Here is a 14,263-nt window from a genome sequence, read left to right as displayed (position 1 = left end):
CGCCTGGAGAGAGGCTCGCGATTATCAACTGCCATGACGTGCATAGGGAATTGGATATGATGCAAGTGCTAAAGAGATTGGCAGGAATCGGCAAACTCGTTGGAATGAAGATGTTCAACAATCTTCAACTTTAACGTAGTTTCAAAATAAGACTCGCCTAAACCGTAGATTGGGATCTTTACTGGGGTCAAATGTCGCGCAGAGGGGGAGATGTTGTCTGATTCCAGTTATGGTCGGTCTGGTTCCGATTGGTGTGTTGGATTTGCTCGCGTTCTTGCAGGCGCTGCCTCATTCAAGGATAGCGGTATAGCCAACATTAATGAAACCTATCGTGGCCAAATTTATACATCGGATCACGAAACTCGATTTGCCTTTATCAAGGACATCCCAGCCAGGGAACTGGCCAACGAGATCATGGGAGCTACGGCCGCTGCAGCCTTAGGCTTGCCAGTTCCGCCCGCGTATCTCGCTTTCGTTCCTGAGGGAAATCTTGAAGTCAAGCACGCCCCAGCCATCGAGGGCGGGCACGTCTTGTTCGCAAACTGCGACGTCGACTCACCGTCGGTAGCCAGCATCGTTAAGAGGACAGCGAGTTCACCCGCCCTGGTACGCAAGATTGTAGAAGTCCTTTTAGGTGGTGATCTTGCAGGAGTTTACGAATTTGATACATGGAGCGCCAACGTTGATCGCCACCCTGGCAACATTCTCCTGTCGGGAAGTGGATCGTTTTGGTTGATTGATCAAGGCTACTGTTTCTCAGGACCGGCTTGGACCCCTTCTGATCTGATCGCATCCGCTCCATTCACCAATCGGCTCAAAGAGTGGGTGACGCCGTATCTGTCGAAAGAAGAAGTAGACCAGCTTATGGCTGCCACTGGTGAGATTTCCACAAAGGCGGGGAAACTTGATCTCAGAGATGTCGGCACGCGAGGACGAATTCCTGACTTAATCGGAGAGGAGGATTTCGATGCGCTCTTGGCGTTTTTGATCGGCCGAATTCCAGAAGTAAGACGACTGACGGCTGATGCCCTGGGACGACTGATATGAGCATATTAGACAAGAGAGTTTTCCCTCAACCCCGAAGCGGATTTTTGCGGGCAAGGCGGGCGCCAGTTATATTTCGTCCCATCATCGGGTCGGTTGAGCAGTTGATCATCGGCGCAATTGCATACGATGGTCAGTGCGCCCACCTGGAGCGTGCTAATCGCCTTGAACGATTGCACTGCTTCTACAATGACCATGCTGTCGGGGCGATCCTGGCAATCGAGTTGGCGCTTGACGAACTCGATCTAGATTTGACGACGGATCCCTCCTTGGCTGCGGGGAACTACCTTCCTGCTATGTCAGGCTTGGTGATCGGTCCGTCGCACGATGCAGAAGGCGTATCTCTTGAGACTATCGCTTCGTCGTGGCTTGCTGGGATGTCATCGCTGTATGTAACGGAAGTGTCTGACGGTGGGTTAATGCCGTTGACAACAGCGATGCGCGATATCGAAGAGGTCCCGGTGTTTGACCGCGCCTCTGATCGGCTAGGTCAGTTGTTGCTTGACTACATTGGTGTGAAGCAGCCTAAGCTTGTTGGCGCGTTCAGTGAAGAAATACGAGCGCACGCCAGCCGTCGAAGGGGCAGCGCCCATAAGGTGTTTATTGATTTCTCCGGCTCTAAGATCGTAGCGAATTTCGGCATCCTTTCCACTAGCGGCTATTCTGTTTCGATCGATCGGATCAAGCGCAGAATGTGGGACCTGAAAATTTCTCGTGATGGTGAGCGAACTAGTTTGTTATGCCGGAACCATGAAATGCTCGTCCAACATCCCCCCGAAACTGATCCTCAATTAACACAGCGACAAATTGACAAGATTATGGAAAGTGTCCGCGAGCTTGAAATGCAAGCCGATCAGGAAGAAATTCGCTTCCGACCTATGACAACTATTGACCAGATCGGTGACCACTTGTTGAAAAGCGAGGCGGCGTGAGGAGCCAGTGCTCCTGCAATGTATACAGGGGCGACGGCTTCAGGGACATCGTCTTCAATGTCTGCATCATGGACTATGAGATGCTGCGCACCATGCCCGAGCCGCAGCTTGCCTGGCTGAAGCGCGGGCTGACCGAACTGCACTGGCACCTGGGGCTGTCGCGGGAGAAGGAGGTGGGGTGAACCCCGCCTTGCTTGCGCGGCGCCACGGCGACGATTTCCTCTGCAAGGGAGCGGGCCGGCCGAAGCGTTCCGGGGTCGAATCCGGGTCTTGCGGGAGGTTTCAGCGAGGCGGGCCGGCCCGGCGCCATCAGCGACCTTGACCGGGCGAGGCGTCCAGCAGCGTGATGCCGAATTTCGACGATGCCGTGCGCAGTCGATCAAGCTCCTCGGGCGTCGGCGGTTCGGCCGCTTCGCCTGGCGCAAGTTCGCGGCCGGCCTCTTCCAGGAACCGGTCGAAGATCGCCGGCGTGCCGATCAGAATATAGCGCGCCGGCCGTCGGCTGATATTGATCAACTGGTGCGGCACCCCGCGCGCGAGAAAGATGCTCTGGCCGGCGGCCAGCCGGTGCGGGGTGCCGTCGATCACCGCCGTCATTTCGCCCTCGAGCATATAGACGATTTCATCGTCGCCTTCGTGTACATGGATCGGTGTCCTACAGCGCCGCGCGTCTTATCAGAGACGCGCTAAGGTCGCTGTAGCACTTTGAAGTGCTGCATGTTTTTGTCCTTTAATCGGCTACGATTAAAGGAAACATGCAGTAGTGTCGCCGCCGCTGACATTTTCAAAGAGGCAGAACTGGCCCTTGGTCTGGCTGCCGGCAAGCAGGCGTTTCATGACGACGCCGGCGAGGATGAATTCTCTCGTGTCCATGCTGCTCATCGCAAACATCCTTTCGCATGCTTGCCGGGGCGCTCGGCTGCAGTTTGAAGACCTGCGGCATGGTTCCATGAACAGGAGGCGAGAAGAGGACCGGAGGGCCAAGAATTTGCTCGGCGGCGGCGATGTCTGCGCAGTCCGCCGTCGCGGCCGCAAGGATCGAATGCGGAGCGGGCGGGGACGCTCGGCTCGGCCGGCGGCCAGTTCTCAGGCGCGGCGATGATTGCCATCGCCCTGTTCCTGCTCGTGACGGAGCTTCCGAAAATCTGACCGCAACGCAGGCCGGACTACCTTACGGCAAGGTTCGCTGCAGTGGTTCGTGGTGCCGGATGTTTTTGTCCTGGACAGGACTGAGGGAAGCCCCCCAATCAGGAGGCGAGTGCCAGCTTCTGTTCGCGGGCGATGCGAGCGTCGAGTTCCTTGAGGCGTCCGGCGATGCCGCGATCGTTCGGCCGCAGGGCCAGGGTGTGTTCCAGCAGGCCACGGGCGGCTGCGAGTTCGCCGTCGCGGATGTGGCGGTTGGCGCGGTGATAGAGGAAGTTGATCCGCTCCACCAGCGAGAAGCCATGGCCGACGCGGGCATGGAGGCGATCGGCCAAGGCCGGGTGGCGGGCGATGGCCGTGACGGCGATCTGGTAGGGGCGCATGGGCGCGTCGACCCGGGCGCTGCGGGCAAGGGTGCGCAGGCCGGCGCGGTCGTCGGCGCGGCAGGCCTCGATGAGCGACAGCGCGCGGGCCGTGCCGGTGAAGGCCCGCACGGTGCCGTGGCCGGTCATGTGCACGGGCACGAGGTGCGTCTCCGCCTGCAACTCGGCGATCCGCTCCGCATGGCGGCGGTCGACGGCGTGGAACGGATCGTAGAAGAGAAAGGCGCGGCCGGCGGCGTGATCGGGCGCGATGCCCATATTGCCGTGGAGCTCCGGCGCGAAATGGCGGCTGAAGCGGCCATCGAAGGGGACGGCCTGGGGATCGATCGAGACCTGCGGGCAAAAGGCGATGGCCGTGGTGGCATTGAAGCGCCGGCGGTAGCGGAGGGCGGCATAGCCACCCTGGGAATGGCCGTAGAGGATACGCTCGGGTGCTGCACGCAGGATCGGCGCCGCGGCCTCGACCGCCTTGACCATGCTTGCGGCCGGAAACCAGTTGGGCCGGCGGCTGATGAAGCCGAGCGCGGCGATATCCGCCTTCTCGCAAAAGCGCTGGCCCCAGTAGCGGCTGCCGTTTGCCTGGATTTCCATTTCGTTGAAGGTGATCAAAAGATAAGGCGAGGCGCCCGGGCGATGGATGACCTCGAGGTTTTCGTCCGAATAGATGAGCACAGTGAAGCTCCGAAATAATTTCGAGATTGAAAGTAGTATAGTTGTAATTTCAACCCGAATTTATGCCCGCCGATAGTGGTGTCGACTATACTTCAATTTCCGCACGGAATTCCAGATACTGGAGGTTTCTTTGCGCGCTTATTTGAACGGACAAAGGATGTTCTCGTGGTACAAAACTGGCTCTTGGTACCCGGTGAAAGGCCCGAGGCGAGCGGTCGCTAATCGACCTGATACTGAACAGTGATATGCTGGAACGGCGCGGTCCAAAGGCGACTGCCCCGACTTGAGCAGCGGAGAGCATCAGGGATGCAAGAAATGGTCGGACCAAACGGCGTTCTTACGAGTGTGTTCGGAATTAGTGTCTTTGTACCGGCGTCGCTCTTCATTATCCTGATCGGGTATATTGTATTGAAAGACCTGCCTCTTATGGACAAGCAGGGGCGGTATCTCAGTTATTTCTTCACCCACAGAAAACGAGAGGCAAAGGTTCTGGCCGCAACATGGGTGATTGCTTTCTGCTTCTTCGTTACAACATGGTTTCTATCAACGCTTTAGCAGCCTCGGAGCACATACTGGGGTCGAGAGCGGCATCTCGTTTCCGGCACCAAGTGGCGGGGTTTCACCGGCGCCGAGGCTCGGCCCCGCAGCGGCGGGTAAGCAGCGCGGCTTCCCCCTCCGTCGACTAAGGCGCGTCGCGATCTTTCAGATTCGCTCGTTGCGCTTTAAGTCTTTGATATTTCGCATGTCGTTACCGCAAAACCGCTGTGCACTTTTGCGCGACATGCTTTAGATCTTCACCAGCATCGCCGTCGTGTACGTGAAGGCGACGCCGACGGCCATGCCGGCCATGACCGGCATGGTCAGCAGCGCTTTCAGGCGTCCTTCATAGCTCCGGGCCATCGATGCGGCGACCGCGACGATCACCTGCAGGATTGCGCCGGCCCCGATCGCGAGTGCGAGCGCCGACCAATGCGGGGCGTAGGAGAGGCTGCCCAGCCACATGCCGAGGACAGCGGGTCCGCCCGCCAGCAAGGCCAGGGCGCCGAACCGCCAGAGCGGCGGTCTTGCCTTGAGGATCGGCGCGGCGATGGCGATGCCTTCGGTGATGTTGTGCAGGGTGAAGCCCATCACGAGGAAGGTTCCGAGGCCGGCTGCGCCGGCGGCGAAAGCGGCGCCGATGGCGAGGCCTTCGCCAAGATTGTGCAGCCCGATGCCGAGCGCGATGTAGGTGGCGAGCGCGAGCCCGCTCGGCCGTCCCTCCCGCCGCGAGATGGCCATCACGCAGGCGCCCTACGGTGCCGCGTGTCCTGCCGGACGCACGAAGGTCGCTGCAGCACTTTGACTTGTTTTGGGGCTGCCGGTTACGGGATCGGTTTCGTTGCTCAGACTCGGTCGAGGAACGCCAGCACCCGTTGCGTCAGCAGCTTGGTGGCCTCCGCGTCGTAGGAGGGCAGCGAGCTGTCGGCGAAATAGTGCTGGTCGCCGGGATAGAGGAACAGCGCGGCATCCTCGGCCTTTTCGACGAGTTCGCGGGCTGCGTCGATGTCGCCTTCGCCGACGAAGATCGTATCGTTGTCCATGCCGTGGATCTGGACAGGCACGCGTTGCGGCCAGGGGCCGAAGGACCACTGGCCGCTGATCGGAATGCAGGAGTAGAAGAGCAGGGCGCCACGGGCGCCGGGCCGGGTCTGCGCGAGCTTCTGCGCCGGCAGCACGCCGAAGGAGAAGCCGGCATAGACGAGGCCTTGGGGAAGCGTCTCGGCGAGGCGCACGCCGCGCTCGCGCATCTCGTCGAAGCCAACCTCACCGACATAGGCGACGCCTTCCTCGATGCTCTCGAAGGTGCGCCCCTCGAAGAGATCGGGCAGGTGCACCGTGTGCCCGGCGGCCCGGAGTTCGTCGGCGAAAGCGTGCATGCCCGCGGTCAAACCCTGGGCGTGGTGGAAGAGCAGGACCTCGGCCATCGACAGCTTCTCCTATTCAAAATTGATCTGGCGTTCCAATTTCATGTCGCCGCCTTTGGGGGGCAGGCGGCGTTGCGAGTGCTTGAGAAAATTTTCCTGTCGCAGCGATAGCACATTTCCTTGACGTCTTGTTGCCATCTTCGACCGCTTCCTTGCGAATCCGCATTGGCCACGTTTCTGAAGGAAAGATGTCATGACAGGGAAGCTGCGTATTGCCGTGTTGTTTGGCGGCCGCTCGGCGGAGCATGAGGTTTCGCTGATGTCGGCGCGCAACGTCGTCGCCGCGCTCGACCGCAGCCGCTACGAGATCGTGCCGATCGGTATTGCCAAGGACGGGCGCTGGCTGCTCGTCGAACTTGAAAACGGCGAGCTGCCGCCGGCCATTCCGGCGGCGGGAGCGCAAGTTGCGCTGATCCCGGGTGGCAAGGGGCGGGCGGTGACCATTGCCGCCGACGGAACACAAGGGCTGCTGCCGGCCGTCGACCTGATCTTTCCGGTGCTGCACGGGCCGTTCGGCGAGGACGGGACGGTGCAGGGCTACGCCGAGACGGCCGATATCGCCTATGTCGGCTGCGGCGTTGCGGCCTCGGCGGTGGCGATGGACAAGGCGCTCGCCAAGCGGCTGCTTGCGGCCGAGGGGCTATCGGTCGCCCGCGCCATCGCCCTTCACCAGGGGGATGGCTATTCCGGCGAAACGATCCTGGAAACGTTGGGATTGCCGGTCTTCGTCAAGCCGGCACGGCAGGGTTCATCCGTCGGCGTCAGCCGGGTCGACAGCCTCGAAGGGCTTCAGGCTGCGCTGGACGAGGCGTTTCGCCACGACGACAAGGTGCTGATCGAAGAGTTCGTGCAGGCCCGGGAGATCGAATGCTCGGTGCTGGAAGACGCCAAGGGCGGGCTCACCGTGTCGCGGCCGGGCGAGATCATCCCGGCCGAAAGCCACGGTTTCTACAGCTACGACGCCAAATATGTCGATGCGGGCGGCGCGATCGTGAAGACGCCGGCGGATCTGGCCGAGGAGGTGAGCGCGCAGGCACAGGAGATGGCGGAGCGGGCCTTTCGGGCGCTGGCCTGCGCCGGCATGGCGCGGGTGGACTTCTTCCTGCGGCCGGACGGAAGCCTTGTCATCAACGAGATCAACACCATTCCCGGCTTCACCAATATCAGCATGTACGCCAAGGCGCTTGCGGCAGACGGCATCTCCTACGGCGCGGCTGTGGAAACGCTGATCGCGCATGCGCTGACGCTGCGTGGGACGCAAGCGCAGCGGCCGTGAGGCGCCTGCAACCGCGCCTTCTGGTTGAGTTTGCACATTAGAATTTCCGCATTCATTGCGGGTTCACGTCATTCCGCGAAACTGGCGCCTGTTTCCAAACGGACAGGTGATGAAATGAAGAAGATTGCCATCGTCGTAATGGCGGCGGTTACGGCTCTTTCGGGTATCACGCCGGCGAACGCCGTGCCGGCTGTTGCCATCGAGCGGGTGCAGAAGAGCGATGTCGAACTGGTTCGTGACAGACATGGTAACGGCCACGGCTGGGGCCATGGCGGATATCATCCGCGCTGGCACGGTCGGTACGGGTCCTATCGCCCGGGCTACCGGCCGGGATGGCATGGCGGCTACCGTTATGGCTACTACAACGGCTACCGCGGCTATCGCTACGAGCGCTACGGCTATCGACGCCACTATGACGGCTGGTGGTATCCGCTGGCGGCCTTCGGTGCAGGAGTCGTGATCGGCGGCGCCATTGCCGCTCCGCCACGCCGGTACGAGCCGGGCGTGAGCCAGCGTCATGTCGACTGGTGTTATGCGCGCTATCGCTCCTACCGCGCCTACGACAACAGCTATCAGCCCTATGGCGGCCCGCGCCAGCAGTGCTACTCGCCCTATTGATCGAGGCGAAGTAGTCAGAACAGGGCCCGCCGGTCGTCGCGACCGGCGGGCTTTTTTGTAAGCAAAGTAAACCTCCACCTCCGGTGGAGGACTGGACGGGTTCTACATTGTGATTGAGAGACCTCCGTGCTTGGACCGCTAGGCTGGCCGAGACATAGAACGGAGGTTTTATGGATGAACGATCGCAATCACACGCGACATGGGACTGCAAATACCATGTGGTCTTCGCGAGTAAGTACCGAACGAAACGTCTTTACGGTGACGTGCGACGTGAATTGGGTGACCTTTTGCATCGGCTTGCTCTGCAAAAGGACTGCCGGATCGAGGAAGGGCATCTTATGCCCGACCATGTGCATATGCTGATATCGATCCCGCCGAAATATTCGGTGTCGCACATTGTCGGCTTCTTGAAGGGCAAGACCGCCCTTTACGTGGCCAACAAATACGCCCGCAAACGGCGCTACAAAGGGTATCACTTTTGGGCGCGAGGGTACTTCGTCTCAACGGCTGGCTATGATGAGCAGGTCGTCAGACGTTATATCCGCAATCAAGAAAAGGCCGACAAAGCTTCCGACTTTGCCGACCTCTTTAACCGTAGCTACTAACTTATAGCAAAACCGCTTCTAGCGGTTCAAGCGCAGCGTTTCAAACCTCCACCTCTGGTGGAGGTTATGACTTGTTGGGGCTTGCAAGCCGGCTAAATCACCCCTTTGCACCTTACGCTTGATGCGTCGCATGCCGTGATCCAAAGCCGCTGTGCAGTTTTGCGCGACAGGCCTTAAAGCGCGCCGCGATCTCGCTCCTTTGTTTTAAGCCTTTGATATTTCGCCTGTCGTTATCGCAAAACCGCTGCGCACTTTTGCGCGACAGGCTTTAAAGCGCGTCGCGATCTTTCAGATTCGCTCCTTGCTTTAAGCCTTTGGTATTTCGCATGTCGTTACCGCAAAATCGCTGCGCACTTTTGCGCGACAGGCTTTAGCGGCTGCTTTTCGGAAGTTCTTCGTCGAAGCGGGTCTTTTCGCGCGCCGGGTCGTCGTCGATGATCTTCTCCTCGCGGTCTTCGGGCAAGGCGTCATCCGGCTTCATATTGGCCTCGTCGCGGCTCGGAACGGGCGGCACCCGGCCCTGATCGGCCGGCGGCAGGTCGTCGCCCTCCGGCATCTGCTCGGCCGGCACGGGCGGAATCTTGCCGATGGGGGCGCTGCCCGGCTCGGCTGGCCCGGGCCCGTCTTCCGGTGTCTGCCTGAGATCCCGTGATTTCGGGTGCGGCTTGCTCATCCTCGCATCTCCTCGGCTGATCCTTGTTCAAGGAGTAAGGCGAGGGGGCGGGAAAGGTTCCGATTTCAGGGCGAGTGGCAAGCCCTGTTGCCTGCGGGCATCAAGACCTGCAGCAGTGCAGGGACTGCGCGTGCCACGGCTGCTCGGCGGGGACGGGTCTGAAGCAGGTCGCGATCTTCCGGATTCGCGCCTTGGCCTTCACGTCTTTGATTTCGCATGTCGTTATCGCGAAGGCGTCTGCGGACTTTTGCGCGACAGGCGTTAGAATTTCAACCGCGCATCGTCGTGCTCGGGAGGTCGGTGCGCATCCTTGCGGCGCATTCCGTAGGCAAGCGCGAGCCCCAGGATGGCGGAACCGACGACGATGGCGGCGAGTGCGAAGAAATTCTCCATGGTATTTTCCTCCCGAGGGGAAGCTTAACACAGAATGCGCGCAAACAAATGGCGCGGCACCGAGATTGCGCGTCATAGTTACTCAACGCGTTTCGGCGCCGGAGGTTCAATCGACAGGCGCCGGGGCGCCGCGCCGGGAGGCTCGGCGCCGGGCGCTTCGCTCCGTCAGGCGCGGGGTGAACATAGGCAATCTGCGATCGGTGCCGCCCGTGCAAGGGCGCGGCCTGTGCTTCAAGTCCTTGATGGTTCGCATGTCGTCATCGCAAGAACCGCTGCGCGCTTTTGCGCGACAGGCTTTAAAGCGCGTCGCGATCTTTCAGATTCGCTCCTTGCGCTTTAAGTTTTTGATATTTCGCATGTCGTTATCGCAAAACCGCTGCGCACTTTTGCGCGACATGCTTAGTAGCCGGAGCTTCCGCCGCCCTGGCTCATGCCCTGGGCGCCGCCTTGCATGCCCTGGCTTCCCTGGCTTGGGGCAGGGGCGGTGTTGCGACTGGCCTGGTCGCTGGTGCAGCCGGCGAGCGCGGCAAGCGCCGCGAAAATCACAACAATCAGGTATCGTGGGGTCATGGAACCCTCCCGTCGTCGTGGGAGCGACCCTTGGCCGTCTCACCATCGAACCGGACACGGCACGCTCGGCCCCGGCAGGAGATCCGGGAGACCGCTGGGCACCGGGCGACGTCGCCGATTGCCACTATATCACCAATCGAAGGGGCGTGCCGGGGAGGCGGATGGGCGAGCGCTGCCACCGAAATGAAGCCGGCCAAGAAAATGAACATAACGAGAACAAATTTTGTCCGGAGGGCTTGCCAAGCGTCAGGATACGGGCTAAGGATATTACAGGCTGGCCGTTTCGTCATTGAAGCGGCCTTTTTGATTCCAGGCCGAGCGGCGCTCGGGACATGGCGCAACGGTGTGGTCATCACCGATCGTTACTTTGCAGGTCTACGTGGAAAACAGGCTGGCGCTCGTCACGCTTCCTGTTTGGCGATCTTGCCGGAAACGGCGCGGGCAGGTTCGGGGCGCGGGCGCGGCTGCCCGATGCTGCGAAGCCAGCGCGAGGCCTCTTTCGGGTCGCGCTCGATGCCGAGACCCCTTTGATAGATGGTGACGAGACGGGCTTGCGCGGCGGGATGGCCCTGGCGGGCGGCCTGCCGGTTCTAGTGAAGCGAGGCGGCGTAGTGTTCCTCGCTGCCGTCGTTGAAGTAGATTTCGCCGAGTTTTGCCTGGGCCTCGACATTGCCCGAGGTGGCCAGTTCAAGCAACCTGGGCGAGATATTCGCTGCGGAGGGCCGTGGGGCGAAAATGGTCTTCAACTTACTGAACGCGTTGCGGATCATCTGACACCTGTTGCATCCATCGCATGGTTCCCGCGGCGGGACTTCCAGACTGACAAACTATTAAAAAATTGAACTACTTTGGCTCTTTCCCGGCTGTCGCCTGCGCAGCATCGGCACACGTCATACATTTCCGCCGGCAAGGCCCGAGGCAGGCGACCCGGCGCGATCCATTGATGACGTAATACAACCTGAAGTCAAGTTTGCTGGCGTGACATCGGGCGTGACACCGGCAATTTTCTGTGAGCTGCCGTCACGCTTGGCGCGGCCATTCGCGACGCGTGCTGCCGGCGCTTGACGATTGCCAAGTGGAAAGTGCCGGCTGCTGCAGGCGCCAAGGCAGGGGCGCTGGCCGACGGTCAGGCCCGTGCCATCTCGGTCAACGCCGTGCAACGGGTACATTGACCGAGCGGAGCAAATCCCATGACGAGCAAACCTGCCAAGGACCCGAAGACGGGGCGCTTTCTGCCGCGTGCCGATCGCGCCGGCGCGGTCCCCCGGCCACGCGCCCGCAAGGCGGTGCGCACCAGGCTGGGCGAGCTTTTCCTCGAAGACATGCTTTCGGCCTGGGAAGCCCGAGGGGCGGCGGCGATCCATGCGCTGATCGAGAAGAACCCGCATGATTTCCTCAAAGCCGTGGCGGCGCTGATGCCGAAGGACGTGACCATCAATCCAAACCAGATCGGCGAGATGACGGATGAGCAACTTCTCGAGCGGATCCGCAAGCTCGACCAGACCATCAGGCCTTTCCTTGCTGCTCAGGGAGCGGATGGAGCTGGCGATGGAGATCGGGCGGCGGCAGAACACGAATAGGCTGCGCTATTACCGGCCCTATGCGAAGCAGACCGAGTTTCATGCGGCCGGCGCCCGCTTTCGCGAGCGGCTGTTCATGGCCGGCAACCAGCTCGGCAAGACGCTGGCCGGTGCCGCGGAAGCGGCGATGCATCTGACAGGCGACTATCCCGAATGGTGGGCGGGCCGACGGTTCGACCGTCCGATCACGATGATCGGCGGTTCGGAATCGCACGAGCTGACACGCGATGGCGTGCAGCGGCTGCTCGTCGGCCCGCCGATGAGCGAGGAGGACTGGGGCACCGGCTATCTGCCGAAAGCAGCGCTTTCCGGCTGGACCCGGCGTTCCAGCGCCTCCGGCGCGCTCGACAGCGTGACGGTGCGCCACGCCAGCGGCGGCACTTCGACGCTGCTTCTGAAAGCCTATGAGCAGGGCCGGGCGAAATGGCAGGCGAACACGGTGGACTATGTCTGGTTCGACGAGGAGCCGCCGGAAGACGTCTATTTCGAAGGCATCACCCGCACCAATGCGACGGGTGGCTCGGTCGCCGTGACCTTCACGCCGCTGAAGGGCATGAGCGCGGTCGTCGGCCGCTATCTGCTGGAGCCTTCCGGGGACCGGACCGTGGTGACCATGACGATCGACGATGCCGAACATTATACGCCCGAAGAGCGCGCCAAGATCGTCGCCAGCTACCCGCTCCAGGAGATCGGCTGCCAAATGGTCGTGCTCAGGGTTTCCGAGCGCAATGCCGGCATGATCGCGATCGCCGAACGGTTCGGTTTCACGCCGCACCGAATTCCCCGCCTTCGCGGGCGGGACGAAGCGGAAATCATCTTCACACTCACGGACAACGAATGGCGGGCGCACCCCGCCAACCAGAGGTAGGCACCATGGGAAAACCCAAAGCTCCTAAGCCGCCGGACCCGCGCGAGACCGCGGCGGCGCAGACCGCGACCAACATCGGTACCGCCATTGCCAATGGCACCCTTGGCAATGTCAACCAAGTGACGCCGGACGGCAGCCTGACCTATTCGCAGACGGGCAGCACCAAGTGGAAGGACCCGTCGAGCGGCGCTTTCTACGACATTCCCACCTGGACGGCGACGCAGACGCTTTCGCGGGCACAACAGGCGATCAAGGACCAGACGGACGCCGCCGAAAAGAACATGGCGACGCTCGCCAACAGCCAGTCGGCACGGTTGCACGATCTGCTGGGGCGGCCGCTCGATCTTTCCGGCGCACCGGCGGCCGGCAACCCGAACGCAATCAACCTGCCGCAGTATCAGCAATACGCTCCCGGCCCGGCGCTGCAGACGACGCTTCCCAATACGGGCAGCGCTCAAGGAGTGGTCGCCAACGCCGGAGCGATACAGACCTCGCTTGGCAATGCGGGCGACATCAGGCGCAGCTACGAGACGAACTTCGACACGAAGCGTTATGAGGATGCGCTGATGGCGCGCATGAACCCGCAGCTTGACCGAGACCGCGCGGCGCTGGAGACACAGCTTGCCAATCAGGGCTTACAGCCAGGCTCCGAAGCCTATAACCGGGCCATCGATCAGGCAAACCGGCAGGCGAATGACGCCCGCTTCGGAGCCATTCTCAATGCCGGGCAGGAGCAATCCCGGCTCGTGGGTCTTTCGCAGCAGGCAGCGGCCTTCGAGAACGCGGCACAGCAACAGGCCTACGGCCAGATGCTGCAAAGCGGCCAGTTCGCCAACCAGGCGCAGAACCAGCAGTACACCCAGAACGCCAACAACCTTCAGCTGGCAAATGCCACCCAGCAGCAGAATTTCAACCAGGCGCTCGCCGCTGCCGGTTTCAGCAATGACGCCTTGCAGCAGATGCATCAGAACAACCAGTCGACGACCGCCGCCAACAACGCGCTGAAGGATCAGAGTTTCAACGCGCAGCAGGCGCAACTTGCGGCACAGAATGCGGCGCGGGCGCAATATCTCAACGAGATGTATGCCCAGCGCAACCAGCCGATCAACGAGATATCGAGCCTGCTTTCCGGCGCCCAGGTGAGCAACCCGAATTTCGTGCCGACACAGGGGCAACGGATCGAGCCGGTGGATTATGCGGGGCTGGTGCAGAACAAGTATCAGGGAGAGCTGGATGCCTATCGAACGCGCCAAAGCGCTGCCAGCAGTGCGCTCGGCAATCTATTCGGCATGCTGCCCTTTGGCAAGAAGGTCTCGGACCGCCGCCTCAAGAAGGACATCACGCGGGTCGGCACGCTCGACGGGCATTCGCTCTACGAATACCGCTACAAGGGCGAGCCCGGGGGTGGCCCGAAACACCTTGGCGTAATGGCGCAGGAGGTGGAGAGGATCCGTCCCGATGCCGTCAGCCGCGGGGCCGACGGCATTCGCCGCGTCGACTATGGCCGGCTCTTTGCCGCCGGACGGAAGAAGCGATAGGGCG

At 61.2% G+C, this 14,263-nt stretch carries 17 protein-coding genes and 2 pseudogenes; 10 read left to right on the top strand and 9 right to left on the bottom strand.

What is annotated here, in order from left to right; genetic code table 11:
* The first annotated feature begins 210 nt into the window (after positions 1–210).
* Genes AC1Z3V_RS28580 through AC1Z3V_RS28570 form a run of 3 tightly spaced genes read left to right on the top strand, consistent with a single transcriptional unit; the run spans position 211 to position 2,158 of the window.
* Entirely contained in the window at positions 211–1,047 is an 837-nt protein-coding gene (locus AC1Z3V_RS28580; RefSeq protein WP_483503131.1) for a HipA family kinase, read from the top strand.
* A complete protein-coding gene (locus tag AC1Z3V_RS28575; RefSeq protein WP_483503129.1) occupies positions 1,044–1,976 on the top strand; it encodes a hypothetical protein in 933 nt (310 codons plus the stop codon). The genes AC1Z3V_RS28580 and AC1Z3V_RS28575 overlap by 4 nt, the downstream gene beginning before the upstream one ends.
* Complete coding sequence (locus tag AC1Z3V_RS28570) at positions 1,973–2,158, top strand: hypothetical protein (RefSeq protein WP_483503127.1); 186 nt, start codon at positions 1,973–1,975, stop codon at positions 2,156–2,158. Before AC1Z3V_RS28575 ends, AC1Z3V_RS28570 begins: the two co-directional genes overlap by 4 nt.
* A 127-nt stretch (positions 2,159–2,285) precedes the next feature.
* Here AC1Z3V_RS28570 and AC1Z3V_RS28565 read toward each other — a convergent pair whose 3' ends face one another.
* From AC1Z3V_RS28565 to AC1Z3V_RS28555, 3 genes are all read right to left on the bottom strand, one after another.
* Complete coding sequence (locus AC1Z3V_RS28565; protein ID WP_483503125.1) at positions 2,286–2,588, bottom strand: cupin domain-containing protein; 303 nt, start codon at positions 2,586–2,588, stop codon at positions 2,286–2,288.
* A 132-nt stretch (positions 2,589–2,720) separates the two neighbouring features.
* A complete protein-coding gene (locus AC1Z3V_RS28560; protein WP_483503123.1) occupies positions 2,721–2,858 on the bottom strand; it encodes a hypothetical protein in 138 nt (45 codons plus the stop codon).
* Between the two features lie 365 nt (positions 2,859–3,223).
* Positions 3,224–4,174: a hypothetical protein gene (locus AC1Z3V_RS28555; protein WP_483503121.1), complete on the bottom strand. Its 951-nt coding sequence runs from the start codon at positions 4,172–4,174 to the stop codon at positions 3,224–3,226.
* 306 nt (positions 4,175–4,480) lie between these two features.
* Between AC1Z3V_RS28555 and AC1Z3V_RS28550 the strand changes: the two genes are divergently transcribed.
* The gene (locus AC1Z3V_RS28550; protein WP_483503119.1) at positions 4,481–4,729 is read left to right on the top strand and encodes a hypothetical protein; all 249 of its coding nucleotides are present in this window, start codon (positions 4,481–4,483) and stop codon (positions 4,727–4,729) included.
* A 231-nt stretch (positions 4,730–4,960) separates the two neighbouring features.
* Here the strand turns inward: AC1Z3V_RS28550 and AC1Z3V_RS28545 are convergent.
* Both AC1Z3V_RS28545 and AC1Z3V_RS28540 read right to left on the bottom strand, forming a co-directional pair.
* A pseudogene (locus AC1Z3V_RS28545) lies at positions 4,961–5,455 on the bottom strand (ZIP family metal transporter); the annotation flags it as partial.
* A 101-nt stretch (positions 5,456–5,556) separates the two neighbouring features.
* The gene (locus AC1Z3V_RS28540) at positions 5,557–6,138 is read right to left on the bottom strand and encodes a dienelactone hydrolase family protein (RefSeq protein WP_483503117.1); all 582 of its coding nucleotides are present in this window, start codon (positions 6,136–6,138) and stop codon (positions 5,557–5,559) included.
* Between the two features lie 193 nt (positions 6,139–6,331).
* On the opposite strand from AC1Z3V_RS28540, the gene AC1Z3V_RS28535 reads away from it, so the two are divergent.
* The 3 genes from AC1Z3V_RS28535 (at position 6,332) to tnpA (ending at position 8,637) form a co-directional block, all read left to right on the top strand.
* Positions 6,332–7,414 (top strand): D-alanine--D-alanine ligase family protein, encoded by a 1,083-nt coding sequence (locus AC1Z3V_RS28535; protein WP_483503115.1) that lies wholly within the window; start codon positions 6,332–6,334, stop codon positions 7,412–7,414.
* Positions 7,415–7,528: 114 nt separating this feature from the next.
* A complete protein-coding gene (locus AC1Z3V_RS28530; RefSeq protein ID WP_483503113.1) occupies positions 7,529–8,032 on the top strand; it encodes a BA14K family protein in 504 nt (167 codons plus the stop codon).
* A gap of 170 nt (positions 8,033–8,202) precedes the next feature.
* Positions 8,203–8,637, top strand: a complete 435-nt coding sequence (gene tnpA / locus AC1Z3V_RS28525; RefSeq protein ID WP_483500592.1) for an IS200/IS605 family transposase — start codon at positions 8,203–8,205, stop codon at positions 8,635–8,637.
* 370 nt (positions 8,638–9,007) lie between these two features.
* On the opposite strand, the gene AC1Z3V_RS28520 is transcribed toward tnpA, so the two are convergent.
* From AC1Z3V_RS28520 to AC1Z3V_RS28505, 4 genes are all read right to left on the bottom strand, one after another.
* Positions 9,008–9,310, bottom strand: coding sequence for a hypothetical protein (locus tag AC1Z3V_RS28520; protein WP_429807225.1), 303 nt, complete (start codon positions 9,308–9,310; stop codon positions 9,008–9,010).
* A gap of 261 nt (positions 9,311–9,571) precedes the next feature.
* Positions 9,572–9,703: a hypothetical protein gene (locus AC1Z3V_RS28515; protein ID WP_280137725.1), complete on the bottom strand. Its 132-nt coding sequence runs from the start codon at positions 9,701–9,703 to the stop codon at positions 9,572–9,574.
* Between the two features lie 399 nt (positions 9,704–10,102).
* Complete coding sequence (locus AC1Z3V_RS28510; protein WP_483503111.1) at positions 10,103–10,273, bottom strand: hypothetical protein; 171 nt, start codon at positions 10,271–10,273, stop codon at positions 10,103–10,105.
* Between the two features lie 590 nt (positions 10,274–10,863).
* Entirely contained in the window at positions 10,864–11,043 is a 180-nt protein-coding gene (locus AC1Z3V_RS28505) for a hypothetical protein (protein WP_483503109.1), read from the bottom strand.
* A gap of 420 nt (positions 11,044–11,463) precedes the next feature.
* Between AC1Z3V_RS28505 and AC1Z3V_RS28500 the strand changes: the two genes are divergently transcribed.
* The 3 genes and pseudogenes from AC1Z3V_RS28500 (at position 11,464) to AC1Z3V_RS28490 (ending at position 14,259) form a co-directional block, all read left to right on the top strand.
* The gene (locus AC1Z3V_RS28500) at positions 11,464–11,853 is read left to right on the top strand and encodes a hypothetical protein (RefSeq protein ID WP_483503107.1); all 390 of its coding nucleotides are present in this window, start codon (positions 11,464–11,466) and stop codon (positions 11,851–11,853) included.
* Positions 11,738–12,541, top strand: a pseudogene (locus AC1Z3V_RS28495) (terminase large subunit domain-containing protein); the annotation flags it as partial. The gene AC1Z3V_RS28500 and the pseudogene AC1Z3V_RS28495, both read left to right, overlap by 116 nt.
* A gap of 185 nt (positions 12,542–12,726) precedes the next feature.
* Positions 12,727–14,259 carry a tail fiber domain-containing protein gene (locus AC1Z3V_RS28490; protein WP_483503105.1) on the top strand — a complete coding sequence of 511 codons (1,533 nt, stop codon included), beginning with the start codon at positions 12,727–12,729 and terminating at the stop codon, positions 14,257–14,259.
* Positions 14,260–14,263: the final 4 nt, after the last annotated feature.

This window comes from Ensifer sp. 38_S197 (assembly GCF_056924495.1).
Note: the sequence above shows the minus strand (reverse complement) of the source record. Positions and strands in the feature narration are given on the sequence as shown.